This window comes from Psychrobacillus sp. MER TA 171 (assembly GCF_023713305.1).
Taxonomy (GTDB): domain Bacteria; phylum Bacillota; class Bacilli; order Bacillales_A; family Planococcaceae; genus Psychrobacillus.
The window spans coordinates 28,057-50,218 of sequence record NZ_JAMAWN010000012.1 but is presented as its reverse complement, the minus strand read 5'-3'; the positions used below and the strand labels follow the sequence as shown (position 1 = coordinate 50,218).

25 protein-coding genes are annotated in these 22,162 nt (G+C 37.3%); 24 read left to right on the top strand and 1 reads right to left on the bottom strand.

Annotated elements, in window-relative coordinates:
* Nucleotides 1-302 precede the first annotated feature (302 nt).
* The 18 genes from sleB (at nucleotide 303) to ndk (ending at nucleotide 15,403) form a co-directional block, all read left to right on the top strand.
* Nucleotides 303-1,037 carry a spore cortex-lytic enzyme gene (sleB, locus tag M3627_RS12435; RefSeq protein WP_240949706.1) on the top strand — a complete coding sequence of 245 codons (735 nt, stop codon included), beginning with the start codon at nucleotides 303-305 and terminating at the stop codon, nucleotides 1,035-1,037.
* A gap of 9 nt (nucleotides 1,038-1,046) precedes the next feature.
* A complete protein-coding gene (locus tag M3627_RS12430) occupies nucleotides 1,047-2,330 on the top strand; it encodes a PepSY1/2 domain-containing protein (RefSeq protein ID WP_169359589.1) in 1,284 nt (427 codons plus the stop codon).
* A 71-nt stretch (nucleotides 2,331-2,401) separates the two neighbouring features.
* On the top strand, nucleotides 2,402-3,049 hold the full coding sequence (locus M3627_RS12425; protein ID WP_169359588.1) for a flagellar brake protein: 648 nt from the start codon (nucleotides 2,402-2,404) through the stop codon (nucleotides 3,047-3,049).
* A 74-nt stretch (nucleotides 3,050-3,123) separates the two neighbouring features.
* The gene (gene cmk, locus M3627_RS12420) at nucleotides 3,124-3,798 is read left to right on the top strand and encodes a (d)CMP kinase (RefSeq protein WP_205964054.1); all 675 of its coding nucleotides are present in this window, start codon (nucleotides 3,124-3,126) and stop codon (nucleotides 3,796-3,798) included.
* The gene (locus tag M3627_RS12415; RefSeq protein ID WP_169359587.1) at nucleotides 3,799-4,386 is read left to right on the top strand and encodes a lysophospholipid acyltransferase family protein; all 588 of its coding nucleotides are present in this window, start codon (nucleotides 3,799-3,801) and stop codon (nucleotides 4,384-4,386) included.
* A 274-nt stretch (nucleotides 4,387-4,660) separates the two neighbouring features.
* The gene (gene rpsA, locus M3627_RS12410; protein ID WP_169359586.1) at nucleotides 4,661-5,803 is read left to right on the top strand and encodes a 30S ribosomal protein S1; all 1,143 of its coding nucleotides are present in this window, start codon (nucleotides 4,661-4,663) and stop codon (nucleotides 5,801-5,803) included.
* A 120-nt stretch (nucleotides 5,804-5,923) separates the two neighbouring features.
* A complete protein-coding gene (gene der, locus M3627_RS12405; protein ID WP_169359585.1) occupies nucleotides 5,924-7,234 on the top strand; it encodes a ribosome biogenesis GTPase Der in 1,311 nt (436 codons plus the stop codon).
* 20 nt (nucleotides 7,235-7,254) lie between these two features.
* Entirely contained in the window at nucleotides 7,255-8,274 is a 1,020-nt protein-coding gene (locus tag M3627_RS12400; RefSeq protein WP_169359584.1) for an NAD(P)H-dependent glycerol-3-phosphate dehydrogenase, read from the top strand.
* A gap of 101 nt (nucleotides 8,275-8,375) precedes the next feature.
* A complete protein-coding gene (locus M3627_RS12395; protein ID WP_169359605.1) occupies nucleotides 8,376-8,564 on the top strand; it encodes a DUF2768 family protein in 189 nt (62 codons plus the stop codon).
* Between the two features lie 13 nt (nucleotides 8,565-8,577).
* Complete coding sequence (locus tag M3627_RS12390) at nucleotides 8,578-9,285, top strand: hypothetical protein (protein WP_169359583.1); 708 nt, start codon at nucleotides 8,578-8,580, stop codon at nucleotides 9,283-9,285.
* 80 nt (nucleotides 9,286-9,365) lie between these two features.
* Complete coding sequence (gene spoIVA / locus M3627_RS12385; protein WP_169359582.1) at nucleotides 9,366-10,844, top strand: stage IV sporulation protein A; 1,479 nt, start codon at nucleotides 9,366-9,368, stop codon at nucleotides 10,842-10,844.
* Nucleotides 10,845-11,018: 174 nt separating this feature from the next.
* A complete protein-coding gene (locus tag M3627_RS12380) occupies nucleotides 11,019-11,291 on the top strand; it encodes an HU family DNA-binding protein (RefSeq protein WP_169359581.1) in 273 nt (90 codons plus the stop codon).
* A 173-nt stretch (nucleotides 11,292-11,464) separates the two neighbouring features.
* Nucleotides 11,465-12,034 (top strand): GTP cyclohydrolase I FolE, encoded by a 570-nt coding sequence (gene folE / locus M3627_RS12375; RefSeq protein ID WP_169359580.1) that lies wholly within the window; start codon nucleotides 11,465-11,467, stop codon nucleotides 12,032-12,034.
* Nucleotides 12,035-12,101: 67 nt separating this feature from the next.
* On the top strand, nucleotides 12,102-12,323 hold the full coding sequence (mtrB, locus tag M3627_RS12370; RefSeq protein ID WP_169359579.1) for a trp RNA-binding attenuation protein MtrB: 222 nt from the start codon (nucleotides 12,102-12,104) through the stop codon (nucleotides 12,321-12,323).
* An 88-nt stretch (nucleotides 12,324-12,411) separates the two neighbouring features.
* Nucleotides 12,412-13,161 carry a heptaprenyl diphosphate synthase component 1 gene (locus M3627_RS12365; RefSeq protein WP_169359578.1) on the top strand — a complete coding sequence of 250 codons (750 nt, stop codon included), beginning with the start codon at nucleotides 12,412-12,414 and terminating at the stop codon, nucleotides 13,159-13,161.
* A gap of 15 nt (nucleotides 13,162-13,176) precedes the next feature.
* Nucleotides 13,177-13,881 carry a demethylmenaquinone methyltransferase gene (locus tag M3627_RS12360; RefSeq protein ID WP_169359577.1) on the top strand — a complete coding sequence of 235 codons (705 nt, stop codon included), beginning with the start codon at nucleotides 13,177-13,179 and terminating at the stop codon, nucleotides 13,879-13,881.
* Nucleotides 13,882-13,910: 29 nt separating this feature from the next.
* On the top strand, nucleotides 13,911-14,876 hold the full coding sequence (gene hepT, locus M3627_RS12355) for a heptaprenyl diphosphate synthase component II (protein ID WP_285841705.1): 966 nt from the start codon (nucleotides 13,911-13,913) through the stop codon (nucleotides 14,874-14,876).
* Between the two features lie 80 nt (nucleotides 14,877-14,956).
* Entirely contained in the window at nucleotides 14,957-15,403 is a 447-nt protein-coding gene (gene ndk / locus M3627_RS12350; RefSeq protein ID WP_169359576.1) for a nucleoside-diphosphate kinase, read from the top strand.
* Between the two features lie 256 nt (nucleotides 15,404-15,659).
* Here ndk and M3627_RS12345 read toward each other — a convergent pair whose 3' ends face one another.
* Nucleotides 15,660-15,908: a hypothetical protein gene (locus M3627_RS12345; RefSeq protein ID WP_251555925.1), complete on the bottom strand. Its 249-nt coding sequence runs from the start codon at nucleotides 15,906-15,908 to the stop codon at nucleotides 15,660-15,662.
* 462 nt (nucleotides 15,909-16,370) lie between these two features.
* On the opposite strand from M3627_RS12345, the gene M3627_RS12340 reads away from it, so the two are divergent.
* The 6 genes from M3627_RS12340 (at nucleotide 16,371) to M3627_RS12315 (ending at nucleotide 22,149) form a co-directional block, all read left to right on the top strand.
* A complete protein-coding gene (locus M3627_RS12340) occupies nucleotides 16,371-17,141 on the top strand; it encodes a CheR family methyltransferase (RefSeq protein WP_251555924.1) in 771 nt (256 codons plus the stop codon).
* 147 nt (nucleotides 17,142-17,288) lie between these two features.
* Nucleotides 17,289-18,470 carry a chorismate synthase gene (gene aroC / locus M3627_RS12335; protein WP_169359573.1) on the top strand — a complete coding sequence of 394 codons (1,182 nt, stop codon included), beginning with the start codon at nucleotides 17,289-17,291 and terminating at the stop codon, nucleotides 18,468-18,470.
* A 3-nt stretch (nucleotides 18,471-18,473) separates the two neighbouring features.
* Nucleotides 18,474-19,562 (top strand): 3-dehydroquinate synthase, encoded by a 1,089-nt coding sequence (gene aroB / locus M3627_RS12330; RefSeq protein ID WP_251555922.1) that lies wholly within the window; start codon nucleotides 18,474-18,476, stop codon nucleotides 19,560-19,562.
* The gene (gene aroH / locus M3627_RS12325) at nucleotides 19,563-19,931 is read left to right on the top strand and encodes a chorismate mutase (protein ID WP_169359571.1); all 369 of its coding nucleotides are present in this window, start codon (nucleotides 19,563-19,565) and stop codon (nucleotides 19,929-19,931) included.
* 19 nt (nucleotides 19,932-19,950) lie between these two features.
* Nucleotides 19,951-21,051 carry a histidinol-phosphate transaminase gene (gene hisC / locus M3627_RS12320; RefSeq protein WP_169359570.1) on the top strand — a complete coding sequence of 367 codons (1,101 nt, stop codon included), beginning with the start codon at nucleotides 19,951-19,953 and terminating at the stop codon, nucleotides 21,049-21,051.
* The gene (locus M3627_RS12315) at nucleotides 21,052-22,149 is read left to right on the top strand and encodes a prephenate dehydrogenase (protein WP_169359569.1); all 1,098 of its coding nucleotides are present in this window, start codon (nucleotides 21,052-21,054) and stop codon (nucleotides 22,147-22,149) included.
* Nucleotides 22,150-22,162 lie beyond the last annotated feature (13 nt).

Here is a 22,162-nt window from a genome sequence, read left to right as displayed (position 1 = left end):
CGCTGAAGTCGTCTGGTGCTCCAATCAATAAATGGGAACAGCTTTAGCATCTATAAATCGAAACAATATACTCGCATAAACAAAATGTTCCTTTTTTAATGTTTACATTCACTATTAAAAAGAATTGTTAGTCAAAATCAACCAATAACTTTAACAAAGTTTTTACTTTTTAATTTCTGTTTTCATGAAAGTTATCATGTATAAATCACTCCTGTTTAACCAAGCTAGTTAAAAAGGAGAGATGACTTATGAAACAGCTAAAATATGTTCTTATTGGCGTAATCTTTTTTACAGCTAGCTATATGTTCTTAACTCAAGAGCAAACTACTCAAGCGTTCTCCGAGCAAACTGTTCAGCGTGGAGCATTTGGAGACGATGTAATTGAATTACAAGCCAGATTACAATACATAGGCTATTACACCGGGGAAATTGACGGTAAATTTGGTTATGGCACGTATTGGGCTCTTCGAAACTTCCAAGAAGCATTTGGTTTGCCAGTGGATGGTCTTTTAGGACAAGGAACTAAGGACAAGCTAGTGAAGGCTACAAAGTTTGACAAAGAATATGTACATGATCAAATCAATAAGGGTAATCGTTTCTCAGTACATGGAAATACAAACCAGAACCAACAAGCGAATAATAAAAAACCTGAAAGTACAAATATGCAGCTACCACCGAAGTATAGTGAAAAAGATTTAAAGCTGATTGCTAACGCAGTTTATGGAGAATCACGAGGGGAGCCGTATGAAGGGCAAGTAGCCGTTGCAGCGGTAATCCTTAATCGAGTAGAACACCCGGACTTTCCAAATACTATTAGTGAAGTGATCTTCCAACCTTTAGCATTCACTGCAGTAGCTGATGGACAAATTTGGCTAGAGCCGAACGAGCGAGCTAAAGAAGCAGTACTAGACGCATTAAATGGATGGGATCCTTCAGAAAACGCAATTTACTATTTCAATCCTGAAACTGCTACTAGTAAGTGGATCTGGTCAAGACCACATATCAAAAAAATTGGACAGCATATTTTTTGCTCATAAGGAGACTATATGAAAAAATTTGGATGGGTAATCGCTATAGCTGCTCTTGCCGTATTTGTTGTTTATCATTTTTCAGTACAAGAACAAAACACCAACCTTAAGAATGCTTTAGCAAGTCAATATTCGAATGAATTAAATTCTGCCTCCGAAAAACTGACTGAATTAAGTGATTCCATTGATGAAACATTGATATTTAAAGATAAAGAGTCATTAGATCGTCCGCTGGAGGATGTATGGAGACTGTCTTCAGATATTCGAGCATCTATTTCAGGGCTACCTATAGATCAGGAAACTTCCTCAAGCTGGTTGAACTATTTAACGAGAATAGGTAATGGAGCTACTCAAGTTAGAACAGGAAAAGTACCAATCGAAGAGTGGCAAGGAAATATGGTAAGTGCACGTGAAAATTTAAGGAGCTTAGCCGACCAATGGGCATTCACAAATAGAAACGATGGAAACAAAGATTACATTGTTAGTTCCTTTGTACAAAATAAAGTTAATAAAGAAAACGAAAAGAATTGGAAATCCCTTGGAGCATCTGTAAAAGCGTATACGGAAAGCGATTTTCCAATGACAGCAAGTGAAACCGATCAACAGAAGAAAAAAGACTTACAACATATTTCGGATAAACCAGTAAGCGTAGAGGATGTAAAAGCAAAGTTTGCAAAGATTTTTCCAGAACTAGCGGATGCCAAAATTTATGTTACAGAAAGTGGAAAGGATGCTCCATATCCCTTCTACCATATTGAATTTCATAAAGACATTCGTATTGGTTACGCTGATTTTACAAAAAAGGGAGGCCATTTATTATCCTTTCTAATGGAAAGACCTTTTGATAAAAATACTATTGATACGGAAAGCATGAAGAAAAATGCTTTGGATTATATGAAAAAGTTAGGGTATACAGATACGGAGCTTATAGAATTCCGTGAAAACCACATTGGGTGGCATTTAGCGTTTGCTCGGAAGGACGCAGAAAATGATGCAATCGTTTATGCAGATGGATTACAATTAAAAATTGCAAAAGACAATGGAGAATTACTAGGCTTAAATGCAATGGAGTACATTCAAGAGGAAAAAATAGCTAAACAAAAAGTAATTCCTTTAGATTATAAAACCATATTCGCTGATAATTTAAAAATAGAAGAAGCAAAAATGGCTTACGTTGAGAATGATCAATTACAGCAGCGTCTAGCATATGAGTTACTAACTCGAAGCGAAGACATTGGAACATATAGAGTGTATATTGATACAGAATCACATGAGATTCTGCATTCAGAAAAATTACCTTAAAATAATATATAGAATTCTCCCTCTTTAAATGTCATAATGAAATTAATATGACATTTAAGAGGGTAAAAATTATGCAAATTAAACTAGGGACAAATTTAATACTTGAGCCAACTTTCACAGAGAAGGCTGAGAAATATCGTTGTAAAGTAGTAGATATGGATGATCATTTTATATATGTAGATTATCCTATAGATACTATTACCAACAAAACCGTTGTCATGATGGAAGGTACTCAGTTACGTGCCACGTTTATAGAAGAAACGAAATCTGTCTTTGCTTTTCCAACAGAAGTGTTAGGAAGAAAGTTAGGACAAATTCCAATGATAAGACTGTCTTATCCTGACACGGAAGACTTTATGAAAATACAGCGTCGTAATTTTGTAAGAGTTGTATCACCAATTGATATTGCTATTCAATTTGGAGATGAAAAATATCAATCGGTAACTGATGACATAAGTGCGGGTGGGGTAGCCATCATTCTAAATGAGGAAGTGAAATTTAGTGGTGGAGATGAGGTATCTTTAATTATTCCATTATCTTTTAATAATGGAGAAATGAGATATGTATTTACTACTGCTTTAGTCATACGCATCTGGGAGAGAGAATCGTTAAAAATTGCGTCTTTACAATTTACGAATACAGATGATTTGGACAGGCAACAAATCGTTCGTTTTTGCTTTGAAAGACAGTTGCTTATGCGAAAAAAAGGACTAAGTTAAAAGTCTGTATTTACAGGCTTTTTTTTTTCGTATTATTCTGTGATAAAATATAGGCGAATAGAGTGGAGGATAAAATGATGAAACAAATTCAAATAGCGATTGACGGTCCAGCAGCGGCGGGTAAAAGTACGATAGCGAAGCAGACGGCTGAATTATTAGGTTATACATATGTGGATACAGGAGCAATGTACCGAGCAATTACGTATAAAGCACTTCAACTTAACATAAATTTGCAAGATGGAAGCAAACTAACTGAGCTTCTAAAAGATACCTCTATTGAGCTTAAGCCATCTTCTAAAGGACAACTTGTGTTTTTAGATAACGTGGAAGTAACGGACCAAATACGTTCAAAAGAAGTCACTTCGAACGTATCAGTTGTAGCAGCACATGCTGATTTAAGAGAAGAAATGGTGAAAAGACAGATTGAGATGGGTAAATCTGGCGGAGTGGTAATGGATGGACGAGATATTGGAACACACGTCCTTACAAATGCTGAACTTAAAATATTTATGTCTGCAAGTGTTGAAGAAAGAGCAAACAGAAGATTTCTAGAAAACGAAAAAAGAGGAATTCATACAAGCTTAGAAGAATTAATTCATGATATAGCATTAAGAGATAAACTGGATAGCGAGAGAGAAGCATCTCCTCTCATCAAAGCAAAAGACGCTATTTTTATTGATACCACGTCTCTTACGATTCATGAAGTTTCTAATAAGATTATGCAGTTGGCAAAAGAAAGGATGGTTTAATTGGAACTGTATTCCTTTGCGAAAACAATTGTTTTTGCAGCGTTAAAACCAATATATAGATTTGAAGTAATAGGGGCTGAAAATTTCCCGAAAGAGGGAGGGATTTTACTATGCTCAAACCATATAGAAAATTTAGATCCTCCTGTCGTTGGGATTAACGCACCACGACCTGTTAACTTCATGGCAAAGGAAGAGCTTTTTAGAATACCTGTATTAAAAAGTTTACTACCGGGCGTAAGAGCATTCCCAGTAAAAAGAGGAATGAGCGACCGTGATGCGCTTCGAAAAGCGTTAAAGCTTTTAAAAGAAGGAGAGGTTGTAGGTCTTTTTCCAGAAGGAACAAGAAGTAAGGATGGAAAGCTAGGAAAAGGTTTTAGCGGTGCTGGTTTTTTTGCCCTTAGAGGAAATGCAAACGTAGTGCCATGTGCAATTATTGGGCCATATAAACCTTTTAGACGTTTAAAAATAGTTTTTGGAGAAGTTATAGATATGGAGCCGTACAGAGAAAGAAGAGCTTCTGCAGATGAAGTTACAGAAGTTATTATGGAACACATCGGTAAAATACTAGACCAATATAAAACTAAATGATTTTAAATACTTTAACCTGTTCTTAACACATCTTTAATGGCTACAGTGTGGCGGGCTCTCAATCATCCTACGGAGAGAGAAAATCAACTATTTTCATAAACTAGCATATATATCACTAGCTTAATATTCTCTTGTTTTTATCCAGTTTTTTAGTTTGATAGCGAAGCAAAATGATTAATTGGATGGAAATTTCTATTTCAAAAGTGCTTCTTTTTGTATTTCTGAGAAAGTTCGCATAAAATAGAGAAGAGACGTTGTGAAGGAGGAATATCATATGTCAGAAGAAATGAACTTAAACACGCAAGAGTTTAAAGAAGGAGATCTGGTTAAAGCGACGGTTGCACAAGTAGATGAGAAATCAATAATTGTATCAATTGAAGGTGCACCTTTCGATGGTATAGTTCCAATTAGCGAGCTTTCTAGCCTGCATATTGAAAAAGCATCCGACTCCGTTTCCATCGGCGATGAACTTGAACTCATGATTACTAAGGTAGAAGAATCTAACTACGTTCTTTCCAAACGAAAAGTCGATGCTGAAAAAGCATGGGAAACGTTAGAAAAACAGTTTCAATCTGGGGAAGTTATTGAAACAGAAGTTAAAGAGGTTGTTAAAGGCGGACTAGTTGTAGATTTGGGTGTCCGTGGATTCATACCTGCTTCTTTAATAGAAGATTATTTTGTAGAATCATTTGAAGATTATAAAGGGCGAGTTTTGACTTTTAAAATCGTTGAATTAGAAAAAGACAAAAACCGATTAATTCTTTCTCATAAAGCAGTAGTTGAGGATGAAAAATCAGTAAATAAAAACAAAACGTTAGATAACATTAAACCTGGGGACATTGTTCCAGGAACTGTCCAAAGACTAGCTTCTTTTGGTGCTTTTGTAGATATTGGAGGCGTGGATGGACTTGTTCATATTTCTCAAGTATCCCACGAGCACTTAGATAACATATCTGATGTGTTAAAAGAGGGACAAGAGGTTAAGGTAAAGGTATTGTCTATTGATCGAGATGCAGAAAGAATTTCTTTATCTATTAAAGATACGTTACCTGGACCATGGTCTGATCTGGAAGACAAGGCTACAAAAGGATCTGTTCTAACTGGGAAAGTTAGACGACTAGTATCTTACGGTGCCTTTGTTGAAGTTTTCCCTGGGGTTGAAGGCTTAGTTCACATATCTCAAATTGCTCATCAGCATATCGGGACTCCTCAGGAAGTACTGAAAGAAGGTCAAGAGGTAGAGGTAAAAGTTTTAGATGTAAACAGTAAAGAAAAACGTTTATCTCTAAGTATTAAAGAGCTAGTGAAGAACGAAGATGAGTTCAATTTAGCTGATTATCAAATGCCTGAAGAATCCAAAGGTTTTTCTATTAGCGATGTTCTAGGCGATCGTTTAAAAGACTTTACTAACAAATAATAATAGCTAATTTCGTCATAATCTTAACTTATTCAAGCAGGTGACTTCAATAAAGTCGCCTGCTTTTATTGTTTTGTTGTATAATACAGTTTAGACGAAGTTTGGAAGGATGTAATATTAATGACAAAACCAGTAGTAGCAATTGTTGGTAGACCTAATGTAGGTAAATCGACTATATTTAATCGAATTGTAGGAGAACGTGTATCCATTGTGGAAGATATCCCAGGTGTAACGCGTGATCGTATATATAGCTCAGCAGATTGGCTTACACATGAATTCAACATCATTGATACAGGTGGAATTGAATTGAGCGACGAGCCATTTCTAGAGCAAATCAAACAACAGGCTGAAATCGCTATGGATGAGGCAGATGTAATCATCTTCCTAACAAATGGTCGTGAGGGTGTGACAGCAGCAGATGAATACGTTGCTAAAATACTTTATAAAACAAAGAAGCCGGTTGTATTGGCGGTCAATAAAATTGATAATCCAGATATGCGCGAAATGATTTTCGACTTTTATGCCCTAGGATTAGGCGAACCATACCCTATTTCAGGTTCACATGGTCTAGGTCTAGGAGATTTGCTCGATGAAGTCGCTAAAAACTTCCCAGATATGGATGAACAGGAATACGGTGAAGAGGTTATTAAGTTTTCTCTTATCGGACGTCCAAATGTAGGGAAATCATCTTTAATCAATGCATTCTTAGGGCACGAGCGAGTCATCGTAAGTGAAATTGCGGGAACTACAAGAGATGCTATCGATACAGAGTACTCATTCGATGATCAAGATTATGTAATGATTGATACTGCTGGTATGCGTAAAAAGGGTAAAGTGTATGAGACAACTGAAAAGTATTCTGTACTTCGTGCATTAAAGGCAATTGAACGCTCAGACGTTGTTTTAGTTGTTCTAAATGCAGAAGAAGGCATTCAAGAGCAGGATAAGAAAATCGCTGGTTACGCTCATGAAGGCGGTAAAGCAGTTATTATTGTGATGAATAAATGGGATGCCATTGAAAAAAATGATAAGACGATGAGTGAAATGACTAAAAAGATTCGTGAGCATTTCCAATTTTTAGATTATGCACCAATCGTATTTGTATCAGCAAAAACAAAACAACGTGTAAATTCTTTATTCCCAGTTATCAATCAAGTAAGTGAAAACCATGCAATGCGCGTTACATCTTCCGTTCTAAACGAGGTAGTAGAAGATGCAGTAGCAAGAAACCCTGCTCCAACAGATAAAGGGAAAAGATTGCGTATTTACTATGCTACTCAAGTGGCCATTAAACCGCCTACTTTTGTTGTATTTGTTAATGAACCGGAATTAATGCACTTCTCTTATGAGAGATTTTTAGAAAATCGCATTCGTGAATCATTCGATTTTGAAGGCACGCCTATAAGAATTATTACTCGTGCTAGAACATAATTAGCAAAGGGGGCTTAAAGATGACAAATGTAACCGTTCTTGGAGCAGGTAGTTGGGGAACAGCTTTAGCGATGGTTCTTGCGCATAATTCTCATGATTGCCTTCTCTGGTCACACAGAGAAACTCAAACCGAGGAAATAAACCAGAATCATACCAATAAAAAATACTTGCCGGATACGATACTGCCTGAAAATCTTAAAGCTACAAGCGATTTAACTCAAGCAATAGAGCATGCATCTATTATTGTTTTAGCAGTACCTACAAAGGCAATTAGAGAAGTTTGTCAGGATATTGTAAAGCTGATGGAAAACAAAAAGCTTTTAGTGCATGTTTCGAAAGGAATCGAACCTGATTCCTTAAAGCGAATATCAGAGATGATTGCTGAGGAAGTTCCTGAATCTATGGTAGAGGGTATTGTAGTATTATCTGGCCCTAGCCACGCCGAGGAAGTAGTTTTACAGCATCCAACTACGATTACGGTGGCTAGTGATAATATGATGGCTGCAGAAAAAGTACAAGATCTATTTATGAATAATTACTTCCGTGTCTATACTAATGATGATGTCATTGGAGTAGAAATAGGGGCTGCCTTAAAAAATGTCATCGCATTAGCCGCAGGTATTGTAGATGGGCTTGGTTATGGTGATAATGCTAAAGCTGCACTTATAACTAGAGGTTTAGCTGAAATCTCAAGACTTGGTATAAGTTTAGGTGCCAAGCCGTACACGTTCTCTGGTCTGACAGGAATGGGTGATTTAATAGCAACATGTACAAGTGTACATTCCCGTAACTGGAGAGCCGGTAACCTACTCGGTAAAGGCTCTAGCTTAGATGAGGTGCTAGAAGAAGTAGGTATGATAGTGGAAGGCGTTAGGACGACAAAAGCAGCGTTTCAGCTTGCACAGAAGCAATCTATTGATATGCCTATTACCGCTGCATTACATTCTGTTCTGTTTGAGCAGGTACATCCAAAACAAGCAGTTGATTCCCTAATGCATCGTACAAAGAAGAATGAACTGGAAGATTATAAGACGTTTTAAAAATTGTCATAAAAAAAGAGTTGTATAAAAAAGCAACTCTTTTTTCATGTGATATACTATTTTCATGAAAGGTGGGGGAACAGTTGCTATTAGTCTCTTCAATGGACAAAATGTGGATATCCTTTGGTTCTATGGGATGCATGTTTATGGCCATGTTACTTATGTTTTTTGTAAAAACAAAAATCCAAAACAGATTCATAAAGTTTATATTTGGTCTGGTTGCATACATATTGCTTTTCATTGGTTTTATCACAATGGTTTATATCATTTTCAATCCAACAAAAGCCTAGTAAGGAGATTCGAATGAAAAAACTATTACTAACTGCTATTTCTATAACAACACTCGTCTTAGGTGGTTGTGGTTTTAAAGGCGGCTATGAGCCAGAAAACCTATTACCTTATGAAGATCAGCTTAATTCCGTACAAACTGCAGTTGAAAGCTTCCAAGAAGCCTCAGGTGGCTTGCTGCCTATCAAAACACGTGAGCAAGAAACAGATCAATATATAAAATATCCGATAGATTTTAAGAAAATTGTTCCGAACTATCTTGGGAAAGCTCCTGCTAACTCGTATGAAACAGGTGGGATTTATCAATATGTCTTAATGGACGTAGAGGAAAACCCAACTGTAAAGTTGGTAGACTTACGAATTGCAGATACTTTGCGAGATATTAACTATCGCAAAGGGATAAACGGCTATGGTCCTATCGCTGAGACGATTGTAGAAGGTGTTTATAAGCTAGATTTTAAAAAGATGGGTTATAAAGACGAAATTACCGTTCAAAGCCCTTATTCAGACACTCTGCTTCCTCTAGTAGCGACGGGCGATGGAAAAGTATATGTGGACTATTCTATTGAGCTTTATCGTTTGCTTCAAGAGACAGAGGTTGACGTCAAGCCAGGTGATGATATTCGTTTTTTAATAACGGATAACTTTGCGATCGTCCCTGCGTATTCATTGCCTTATACGGTTGATGAAAATAACGAACCTATTTTTATGATAAACAAATAACTTATAAGAAACGTTTCATGCTCTATGCATGAAACGTTTTTTTCGTGCATATATTAAATTGCGAAGAAAGGAGAATACCGATGTCTAGCAAACTGTATGAACAAATAGCAGAAAGAACAAATGGTGATGTGTACCTTGGTGTAGTAGGTCCAGTTAGGGTAGGTAAATCTACGTTTGTAAAAAGAGTAATGGAGCTAGTTGTATTACCGAATATTGTTGACGAATCAGAAAGATTAAGAGCACAAGACGAACTTCCACAAAGCTCTCCTGGAAACGTCATTATGACAGCAGAACCTAAATTTGTTCCTGCTCATGGTACGAATGTATACTTGGGTGACGAGCAGCTTCGATTACAAATTAGATTAGTAGATTGCGTAGGGTACATGATTGATGGCATTAAAACCCATTCTGGAGAAGAAGGGCAGAAGCTGGTCCATACTCCTTGGCATACGGAAGCAATTCCGTTTGAGGAAGCTGCAAGAATTGGAACTGATAAGGTTATTCGGGATCATTCTACTATTGGCATTGTGATTACAACGGATGGTTCTGTCAATAATATTCCTAGGGTAGCAGCAGAAAAAGCAGAAGATGAAATTATAGGTCAGTTAAAGGAAATTGGAAAGCCATTTGTTATTGTCGTTAACAGCAAAACGCCAGGTCATTTAGAAACTCTTCATTTGTGCGAAGAACTTCAAAAAACTCATGAAGTACCTGTAATTCCGGTTGCTGTGGATAGAATGACAGCAGAGGAAATTCAGTACATACTACAACAGGCGCTATATGAATTTCCGATAACGGACATTGAATTGATGAAGCCTGATTGGACAGATGTACTTGAGCCAGATCATTTTGTTAACAATCAAATTACTACTTCCTTACAAGAATGGCTGCAAATTGTCTCCAAAATGAGAGACGTGAAGGAGCTTGCAGAAAAATTTAAGGAAGTCCCATTTATCAAGTCTGCAGAGGTTATAGAGGCAGATCCTGGTAGAGGGTCTGCTTGTATTCAAATAGATTTAAAACCTGAAGTATTTCAAGAGGTTTGTGATGAATGGCTTGATGAGCCAATTACTTCTAAAAAAGACTGGTTATTGTTTGTTAAGGAAGCGTCTACAGCTAAAAAGACATATCATCGGTTTGCGGATGCGCTAGAAGCAGCAAATACGACAGGATATGGTGTGTCACTTCCATCCATTCAGGATTTCCAACCTACTGCACCAGAAATTATTAAACAAAATAATTTCTTTGGAGTCAGCTTAAAAGCTAAGGCTTCTTCGCTTCATATCATTCGAGTGGATATGGAAGCAGAATTTGCTCCGCTTTTAGGGTCAGAATTCCACAGTCAGCAGCTTTTAAAAGACTTAAAGCATGGATTCTTACATGATAGAGATGCACTTTGGTCAACGCAGGTTTTTGGAACGTCTCTGTTAGAGGTTATGAAGGAAAGTATACGGTATAAAACGGAAAGTGTAAGTCAGGTTGCTAAGAAAAGAATGCGCCAAACAATTGAAAGAATGGTAAATGAGGGAGACCGTGGAATGGTTACCTTTATTCTATAAAATACGGATTTGGACTTTTTGTGCCTATGCAAAAAGTCCTTTTCTTTGTTTTTTTTACGTTCTTTTTAAGGAAAGTTGCCTAAACACGGATAAATAGTGTTGCGAAGGCATTTCTGTTGTGATACTCTTTTTACAGGATTGATGCTTATCTTCCTTTGAGAGGAGGTGAATAGTATGAATAAAACAGAATTAGTGAACTCTGTTGCAGAGGCTGCAGAATTATCGAAAAAAGACGCAACTAAAGCAGTTGAGGCTGTATTTGAATCAATTCAAACTGCTCTTGCAGATGGTGAAAAAGTTCAATTGATCGGTTTTGGTAACTTTGAGGTTCGTGAACGTGCTGCACGTAAAGGACGTAATCCACAAACAGGTAAAGAAATCGATATCGCTGCTAGCAAGGTGCCTGCTTTCAAACCAGGTAAAGCACTTAAAGATGCTGTAAAATAATGGTGTCGTAGTACATAGAACGGTTACTGTGAAGCTTGCTTCATAGTAGCCGTTCTTTTCAATTTATTATATAATAAAAATTTGTTGCCTGAAGTGAAATTAATTTCCTATATTCATTTCATATGCTAAGATACATACGACATATTATGCAGTTTTTTCTGGGGGGTCAGCAGATGACGAAGGTCGATCTGAAAAAAATAGAAAATGCAGTAACAATGATTTTAGAAGCGGTAGGAGAAGATCCTAATCGAGAAGGGTTATTGGATACTCCAAAAAGAGTTTCTAAAATGTATGCTGAGATGTTTGAAGGACTACACCAAGATCCAAAAGAACATTTCAAGACAGTTTTTCATGAAGAGCATGAGGAATTAGTTTTAGTAAAAGATATACCTTTTTTCTCCATGTGCGAACATCACCTTGTTCCTTTTTATGGTAAGGCACATGTTGCATACATACCTAGAGATGGCGTTGTAACCGGCCTAAGTAAACTCGCTAGAGCCGTGGAAGTTACAGCAAGAAAGCCACAGCTTCAAGAAAGAATCACTTCCACGATTGCTAATGATATTATGGAAATGATTAACCCTCATGGAGTCTATGTCGTGATAGAGGCAGAGCATATGTGCATGACCATGCGCGGGATTAAAAAGCCTGGAGCCAAGACCGTTACTTCTGTAGCAAGAGGTATCTATGAGACAGACGATATAAAGCGCTCAGAGGTTTTATCATTTATCCAAATGAAATAACTCCTTTTGAGGTTCGATGAGAATATGGTATGATGAATTTAGATTATGAACAAAGGAGACTATTGTAATGTCTAGTTCAGATTTTATCGTTATAAAGGCAGAGGAAGACGGAGTACAAGTGATCGGTTTAACCCGAGGTACGGATACAAAATTCCATCATTCTGAAAAGCTTGATACAGGTGAAGTGATGATTGCTCAATTTACAGAGCATACATCTGCTATGAAGATAAGAGGCAAAGCTTCCATTCATACAGACAACGGTATTATTAAAAGTGAATCTAAGAAATAAATAATTTAAAAGGCCAATAATCGCGAGTTAAATTATATATGTCGTGACAGACTAATGCTAACTGCGATTGGGAAATGGAGTAAAGTGTATGAATGAATCTTTGATAAAACATCATTTAGAAAAATACAAAAGAGATATTCTCATGCAAATACAACATAATACTCTGTTAAAATATGCAGGAATGCCTGTTATCGACGAAGAACGTTTGTTCTTTACGCTTTTACCCATGCTAAATGGAGAACAGTGGGATGACTCAAATAATCAAGCGACCATTGCTGTCTCATTGATTTTTGCAGCTCTTGCAGCTCACGATTTAGTCAAGGAGCAAAATGCGACCACCAAAGAGCAACAATTACAAGTATTGGCGGGAGATTATTACAGTGGAAAATATTATCAGCTGCTGGCGAAGGGAAAGCAGCTAGAGCTGATTCAAATTTTTTCTGCTGGAGTCTCATCTATCACAGAGCACAAAACAAAATTTTATGACCACCTAGCTTATCCTTTCGAAGACCTTATTCAGTCTATACAGCTGATAGAAAGTAAGCCAATCGAGCAATTCATGGAATACTTTTCGTATCATGAATATATCTTTATCATGAAGGAAGCATTACTCCTTATAGCCTTAAGAAGAGAGTTACATGCCTTTGAAAACAGGGAAGAAACATTCTATATCCGAAATTCCTTCCTGTTGCAGACAAAGATCGATTTGCTTCGTGAGGAAATAGAAACGGTAGAAAATAATTTGGTGCGGGAAGTGCGATACTCCACTATATTAAAAGAAAACGTAAAGCATGCTATTTTAGAGCGAGTAACCGAACAAGCTATAAAGAGCAGTTGAGAGAAGGTTTAACAGATGGGAAAAACAAAAGAACAACATGTCCACGAGGTTTTTGAGAAGATTTCCACGAACTATGATTCTATGAATTCTGTCATAAGCTTTCAGCAACATAAAAGCTGGCGGGGCGACACGATGAAAGCTATGCAGGTCAAAGAAGGAAGCAGTGCATTAGACGTTTGTTGTGGCACGGCTGACTGGACGATCGCTTTAGCAAAGGCTGCTGGTCCTACTGGTACAGTTAAAGGATTAGACTTCAGTCAAAATATGTTAAATGTAGGAAAAGAAAAAGTGAAAGATATACCACAAATTGAATTGATTCATGGTAATGCAATGGAGCTGCCTTTTGAGGATAATACATTCGACTATGTAACAATTGGATTTGGCTTGCGAAATGTTCCCGACTATAAACAAGTGCTACAGGAGATGAACCGAGTAGCTAAACCGGGTGGCATGATTGTTTGTTTAGAAACCTCTCAGCCAGATTCCAAGCTCTTTAATGCAGGATTCCGCTTTTACTTTAGATACATTATGCCAGTTTTCGGAAAGCTTTTTGCTAAGAGTTATAAAGAATATTCTTGGTTACAAGAGTCCGCAAAAGAATTTCCAAATAGAGCTGAGCTAACTCAGTTATTTGAAACAGTAGGAATGGTTAACGTGAGTAGTAAACCATACAGTGGTGGTGCAGCTGCCCGACATATTGGCTATAAGAAAGATTTCTAAGTAGGGGAAGGTTTGTTTCTGTGGATAAGATGAGATTAAAAATGCTTTATTCCGATCTAAAATCGGATTTAGAAGTCATTGAAAATGAATTAGCAGCAGCTGTGAATTCTTCCTCCCACTTATTGAATGAGGCCTCGCTTCATTTGTTGCTCGCAGGGGGAAAAAGAATCCGCCCTGTATTTGTACTGCTTTCCGCTAAATTTGGCGACTATTCTATAGAGTCTATTAAGCAGGTTGCTGTTTCTGTCGAGTTGATACACATGGCTTCCTTGGTCCATGATGATGTGATCGATGATGCTGAAACTAGAAGAGGCCGAGAAACTGTTAAGTCTCAATGGAACAATCGAGTAGCTATGTATACAGGGGACTTTCTTTTCGCTAAGGCTATCGAATACATAACAGCAGTAAAAAATACATATGCTCATGAGGTTCTCTCTAATACGATGGTCGAGCTTTGTATTGGGGAGATAATACAAATTGAGGACAAGGGATTTGTTGATCAGACGGTCCGGGACTATTTAAGAAGAATTAAAAGAAAGACAGCAATCCTCATCTCAGCCAGCTGTGAACTGGGTGCAATTTCTTCAGGTGCCGATGAAAAGACTATTAAGCATCTTAAGAGATTTGGTTACTATGTAGGAATGTCTTTCCAGATTATCGATGATATCCTCGATTTCACTTCCACTGAGGAGGAGTTAGGTAAACCAGCTGGAGGAGACTTACTTCAAGGTAATATTACTTTACCAGTGATATACTCAAAAAATGATCCAGCTATCTATCCGTTATTGAAAAGGGTTTTCGATGGTGATATCGAAGAGAAAGATATGGAATTGCTGCTTAAAGAGATTCGACAATCGGAAGGTATTAAACGAGCAAAACAAGTAAGTAATATGTATTTGCAAAAGGCTTTACATGAGGTGAAGCAGCTTCCGTCAAATTCTGCAAAGAAATCCTTGCAAAATGTCGCATTATTTATGAGTAAACGTAACTTTTAATTGAAATTAACTGGCTGTAATGATAGTATTTTTAACGGTGGAGAAATAAAATCCATTTTATATTTGAAGGAGTGTTCATAATGGAAAAAACATTTTTAATGGTAAAACCTGACGGCGTACAACGTAACCTAATCGGTGAAATCGTTAGTCGTTTCGAGAAAAAAGGATTCCAATTAGTTGGAGCAAAATTAATGCAAATTCCTACTGAATTAGCAGAACAACATTATGGTGAGCACAAAGAGCGTCCGTTCTTCGGAGAACTTGTAGAATTCATCACTTCTGGACCAGTTTTTGCAATGGTTTGGGAAGGGGAAAATGTTATCTCTACAGCTCGTTTAATGATGGGTGCTACTAACCCTAAAGAGTCTGCTCCAGGAACAATTCGTGGAGATTTCGCAGTAACTGTTGGTAAAAACATTATCCACGGTTCGGATTCATCTGAAAGCGCTGAACGTGAAATCGGCTTATTCTTCAAACAAGAAGAATTAGTTTCTTACGCTAAAGATGCTAACAACTGGATTAACTAATTAAAAAAACAAAGCTATTCTCTGCTAAGGAGATGGCTTAGACTGTAGATAAACTTAATTTAAGTTTATCTACAGTCTTTTTTTTAGGCTAAATTAACTCATTGGAGAATGATAGGGGTAGATTTAACAATTTACAAAAAAGGAGCTAGAAAATGCAACTTCTAGCTCCTTGTAGTTTTATTTAAAATCCCCTCTCTTTTAAATAACGGACAGCTTTAATTCAAATAATTAAATACTTCATTAAAGTAAAGACCTCTTATTTGTTAAGGAAGCTTAGTACAGGAGGGAAGAGTAACAGAATAATGGCAGTTAAAATCAGTATGATATAAATCAATTTCGGTAGTTTTTCTCCATCTTTTCCTCTATTCCTGCTATTAAATAGTAACTTACCTCTAGTAAACACCAGAAGTAGAATAAGAATAGAGACATAAGGTGTCCAACCATACTTTTCAATATCAATGTTCATCTCTTCATAGATACCACCCCAAAAAATTACCCAATTCAAACTAATGAAAAGGAGTATTACAAAAATTAGGGTTGAATTTAAAAGGCTTTTCATTGAATTCTCCTAACTAATATCTATTTTTTCATTTTTATCCTTTATTTCAAAAAGCTGATTCATTATTTTAAGTTTAGCATTTCACAACAAAAAACACTCCAAGAAAATTCACTCCTCTTATGAAAGAACTCGATTTTCCAGAGAGGTTTTTATGTTTTATAGCGTATGGATAGACATTTTTTAATATTTGTTCTCTGATAAAGCGTTTACTTCCTGCAGCAGGTTGTCTGTGCCTATAGTCCTCATGCGGTTATTCCTTAGGTGACTCACGCTTTGCTTTGGATTATTTGTAATACATATATAAAGTATATGCGTAAATGTTCACATTTCTCTGTTTTTTTGCTGTATTCGAAATGACTATATTGCGATATACTTTATAGATAGGCTGGTGGAAGGGAACGATATTATTTGCAAGATTACATAAAGTTTGTAGAGTCTATTAAAAAGAAAACTGGCATCGATTTAGCTCTGTATAAAGAAGCTCAAATGAAACGACGCCTGACATCTTTATATGAAAAGAAGGGATATAAAAATTTTGTTTCTTTCTTTGAGGCGATTGACACGGACCGAGATCTTCTAAATGAATTCCTCGACCGAATGACAATCAATGTGTCTGAGTTTTATCGAAATAGCAAGAGGTGGGAAGTATTACAACAAAAAATTTTTCCAAAGCTACTAGCTGATAACAAGAGGCTTAAAATATGGAGTGCAGCATGTTCTACAGGTGAAGAACCATATACTACAGCAATGGTATTGTCTAATCATCTACCGATTAGCCAAATTTCTATTCTAGCAACGGATATTGACGAAAATGCTATTCAAAGAGCAAAGGTAGGAATCTATCCGGAACGATCGTTAGCAGAGGTTCCCTTAGATATGAAAAATAAATATTTTGAGAAGCAAGCGCCTTTTTATAAAATTGACGACACCATTAAAAGAACTGTTTCTTTTAAAAAGCATAATCTTTTATTGGATACATACGAGAGAAATCTCGATTTAATCATTTGCCGTAACGTAATGATTTATTTTACAGAAGAAGCTAAGGATCAGATTTATCAAAACTTTAGCAAGTCGCTACGTCCTGGCGGAATCCTTTTTGTTGGAAGCACAGAACAAATTTTTAATCCTACCAAGTACGATTTTGTAACAGAGGATACGTTTTTCTACCGGAAAATGTAGAACGAATTTGATTGGTAAGTGATTTTAATTTGTCGATTTTTAATGAGGAACTGTCCGCTAAAAAACGGACAGTTTTTCTTCTATACTCTAAGTAAATATGATATAGTTGAAAACAAATACTTTAGCGAGTTGAAGGGGGAAAGCGTTATGCGTTATTTAACAGCAGGTGAATCACATGGTCCACAGCTTACTGCAATCATTGAAGGGTTACCAGCACAATTAGATATCACAAGTGAAAAGATAAATAAAGAACTAAAAAGACGTCAAGGTGGACATGGTCGAGGAAGACGCATGCAAATAGAAAAAGACACAGTAGCAATTACAGCGGGAGTGCGACATGGTAAATCATTAGGATCTCCAGTTTGTCTAGTAGTAAATAATGATGATTGGAAACATTGGACTCATATTATGGGAATAGAGCCACTAGATGAGGACATGAATCCAGATGAAATAAAAAGAAAGATAACACGACCTCGTCCAGGACATGCCGATCTCGTTGGAGGTATGAAATATGGACATCGTGACCTACGAAACGTATTGGAGCGATCCTCTGCGAGGGAAACTACGGTCCGAGTGGCTGTGGGAGCTGTTGCAAAGCAACTATTAAACGAACTAGGCATTTCTATCGTTGCTCATGTAACGAAAATAGGTGGCATTGAAGCTAACCTGAATTTAGCTGAAGGTATGACAATAGATGATATACGTGAAAAAGTGGAGAACGACCCTGTCTACTGTTTAGATTCTGAAGCGTCATTGAAAATGGTAGAAGCTATTGACCAAGCTAAAAAAGCTGGTGACACGATAGGCGGAGTGGTAGAGGTCATCATTACGGGAATGCCTGCCGGTGTGGGAAGCTACGTTCACTATGACCGTAAGCTAGACGGAAAGCTTGCAATGGCAATGCTTAGCATCAATGCATTTAAGGGTGTTGAGGTTGGCTTAGGGTTTGAAATGGCTAACTTATTTGGCAGCCAAGTGCATGACCAAATTTCTTGGAATGAAGAAGATGGTTACATTCGAGATACGAATAGGCTCGGTGGTATCGAAGGTGGTATGTCTACTGGTATGCCGATTGTAATTAGAGGGGTTATGAAGCCTATCCCAACCTTATATAAACCTTTACAAAGTGTAGATATTGATACCAAAGAACCTTTTAAAGCTAGTATTGAACGTTCCGATAGCTGTGCAGTACCCGCAGCATCTGTTGTGGCAGAAAATGTTATTGCATGGGAGATAGCTTCTGCAATATTAGATACGTTTAAAGCAGATCAAATGGAAGTACTGAAATCAGATATTCAGAAACATAGAGCGTATACAAAGGGGTTTTAAGCCATGATTATCCCAGTAAAAACGAATGCATCTAATTATGAGGTTCATTTAGGTGAGAACATTTTGGAGGATTTCTCTAAAAGAAACAAAAAGACACTCGAAAATTATGATCAGTTAATCATGATTAGTGATGAAAATGTATGGAATCTGCATGAAAGTTATGTAAGAAAAAACTTTACTGCGCCATTTAACCTGTTCCTTGTTCCATCTGGTGAGTCATGTAAAACATTTGAATCCTATTTTAATGTACAATCCTTTCTATTACAGAACGGTGCATCCCGAAATTCAGCTATATTTGCCTTAGGGGGAGGGGCTGTAGGCGATTTGACCGGATTTGTTGCGGCTACGTTTATGAGGGGAATAGACTTTTATCAAATACCAACTACTATTTTAGCTCATGATAGCTCGGTTGGTGGTAAAACCGCTATTAATCACCCTCTAGGAAAGAACATGATAGGGGCTTTCTATCAGCCACAGGAAGTTATTTATGATGTTCATTTTTTGAAATCTCTACCTCTTTCAGAAGTTAAATCGGGAATGGCTGAAGTGATTAAGCATTCCCTCATTAGCGACAGTGAGTGGGTTGAAGAATTTTTCCAAATCACTTCATTAAGCAATTTGGAAAAAGACCAATTATTACAGTGGATAAATAAAGGCATCCGTGTGAAAGCAAAAATTGTGGAAATGGATGAAAAAGAAAGCAACTTTCGCAAATATTTAAATTTTGGACATACATATGGTCACGCAGTTGAAGCTGCAATTGGGTATGGAAAGATCTCTCATGGAGAAGCTGTCATGATTGGCATGATTCCTGCTCTATTGCTTAGTGAGAAGTATGGGCAACTCCCTAAAGGCTTTGCTAAAAGGTTTTATTCATTAGCTAATAGGTTGGAATATAATTTTGAGCAGATTTTAGATTGTCCGTTTGAGCAATTGGCAGCCTACATGCAAAAAGATAAAAAAACTATAAATAAGCAATTGCATTTTGCATTGCTTGAAACTATAGGCAAGCCATTTATACAGGTAGTACCGGTAGATGCAGTAAGACTGTGTGATGAAGAATTACGACAATGGATTAGGGAGGGGAAATAAGTGATAAGAGGCATTAGAGGAGCAACAACAGTCAATGCAGATTCTAATGAAGAGGTTCTTCAGGAAACGTCCCGTCTTGCTTTAGAAATGGCGAAGGCAAACGATATTGAACCAGAGTCGATTGCTTCTGTCATTATAAGTACTACATCGGATATTACATCTGCATTTCCAGCAAGAGCAGTTCGAGAAATAAGTGGGTGGGCATACGTCCCTGTTATGTGTACGCACGAAATGAATGTTCCAGGTGCGCTTGAGAAATGTATACGGCTAATGATACACGTTAACACCGTTAAATCACAAAAGGAAATACAGCACATATATTTAAACAAGGCAGTTCAATTGAGACCAGATTTATTAAAAAGATCATAATAGAATTGGGGTAAATAGGATGAAATTTAAAAAACAAATTGCTGGATTGCAAGCATACCAACCTGGAAAAACAATGGATGAAGTGAAGAAGGCATTTAATCTAGAAACAGTTACAAAGCTAGCCTCTAATGAAAATCCATATGGTGCTTCACCAAAAGTAAAGGAATTTCTCACAAATGCTTCTATAGATTTTGCTTTATACCCAGATGGATATGCTTCTAGACTTCGTACAGCAGTTGCTAATCATTTGAATGTTTCGGAGAAGCAGTTGTTATTTGGTAATGGCTCAGATGAGAATATTTTAATTGTTTCTAGAGCTATGCTTGAGCCTGGCTTAAATACTATTATGGCAGATTTAACTTTTGGTCAATACAAACACAATGCTATAGTTGAAGGCGCTGAAACTAGAACTGTTCCATTGACTGTGGATGGAGAACATGATTTAGAGCAGATGCTAGCAGCTATCGATGAAAATACAGCTATTGTATGGATTTGTAATCCGAATAATCCTACAGGGACATTAACTCCAAGTGATAAAATTAAGGCATTTGTGGAGCAAGCCCCAAGAGACGTGTTAATCGTCTTAGATGAGGCATACACCGAATATATTACGGACCCCAACTATGAAGATTCTATTTCGTTAATAGAAAATCATCCGAATGTCTTAGTAATGCGTACTTTCTCTAAAGCGTATGGGCTAGCTAGCTTCCGCGTTGGTTATGCTGTTGGATCCGAGGAAGTAATTAGCCAGTTAGAGCCGACAAGAGAGCCATTCAACAATACAGTTATATCACAGGAAGCAGCCATTCTTGGATTGAGCGATCAGCAATTTATTGCAGAATGTAAGAAGAAAAACAACGATGGAAAGTCTCAGTTTGAAGCATATTGTAATGAGCGTAATCTTCATTTTTATCCATCTCAAACAAACTTCATCATGATGGAAGTCAAAGCAGACAGCGACGAAGTTTTTCAAGGGCTCATGCAACGTGGATATATCGTTCGCAGTGGTAATGCTTTAGGTAAACCAGGATACCTGCGTATTACAATTGGGACGAAGGAACAAAACGAGGGGCTACTTCAAAAACTTGATGAAGTGTTGACTGAGTTAGGAGTAGTTTAAATGAATAAGAACATCCTGATAATAGGGCTTGGTCTTATTGGGGGCTCTCTTGCACTTGGGTTAAAGAGGAGAGACGATTTAACAATTGTAGGCTATGATTCTAATGCCAAATCTCTTGAAACCGCGAAAAAGCTAGGGGTTATAGATGAGATTGCTTCTAATATGGAGGAAGCTGCGAAGCATGCGGATATCATTATATTCGCTACTCCAGTAAGCATCACGATAGAGCTTATGAAACTCCTTCCAGACTGGGAACTAAAAAACAATGTGATTATAACCGACACAGGCAGCACCAAAAATGAAATAATGAATGCCGCTCTAAACTTGAAGCACCATGGAATCACTTTTATCGGAGGACACCCGATGGCTGGCTCCCACAAGAGTGGAGTAGGAGCGGCACGGGCCTACTTGTTTGAGAACGCTTATTATTTGTTAACTCCCTTTGTTGATGAACCAATAGAGAACGTTAATAGATTAAAAGAGTTATTACTAGTAACGAAGGCGAAGATAATCGAGATAAGTGCACATGAGCACGATCATATGACTGCTACTGTAAGTCACTTTCCTCATTTAATTGCAGCCTCTTTAGTTCATCAATTATCGGCAGAGAATAAGAGCTATCCTTTTACGAGACAGCTCGCAGCTGGAGGATTTCGCGATATCACAAGAATTGCCTCTTCCAATCCCGTCATGTGGCGAGATATAACGATGCAAAATCGTGAAGAAATCAGTAAGCAGCTTCAGCAATGGACCGAGGAAATGCTTCGTTTAAAGCATCTAATAGATGGGGCCGATGAAACAGAAATTGAAGCTTATTTTGCTCAGGCTAAACAAGTCCGAGACGAACTCCCAGTAGCGCAAGGTGCTTTATATACAGTGTATGACCTGTATGTGGATATCCCTGACTATGCGGGGGTTATCGCCGAAGTTATTGGTTATTTAGCGAAAGAGCATATAAGCATTACAAACTTGCGCATTGTCGAAACTAGAGAAGATGTGTTTGGTATTTTGGTTATTAGTTTTCAAACAATGGAGGACCGAGCACAGGCAGTTCGATGTATTGCTGCACATACATCATTTGAGACTTATATTGCGTAGGGAGGAATTAACT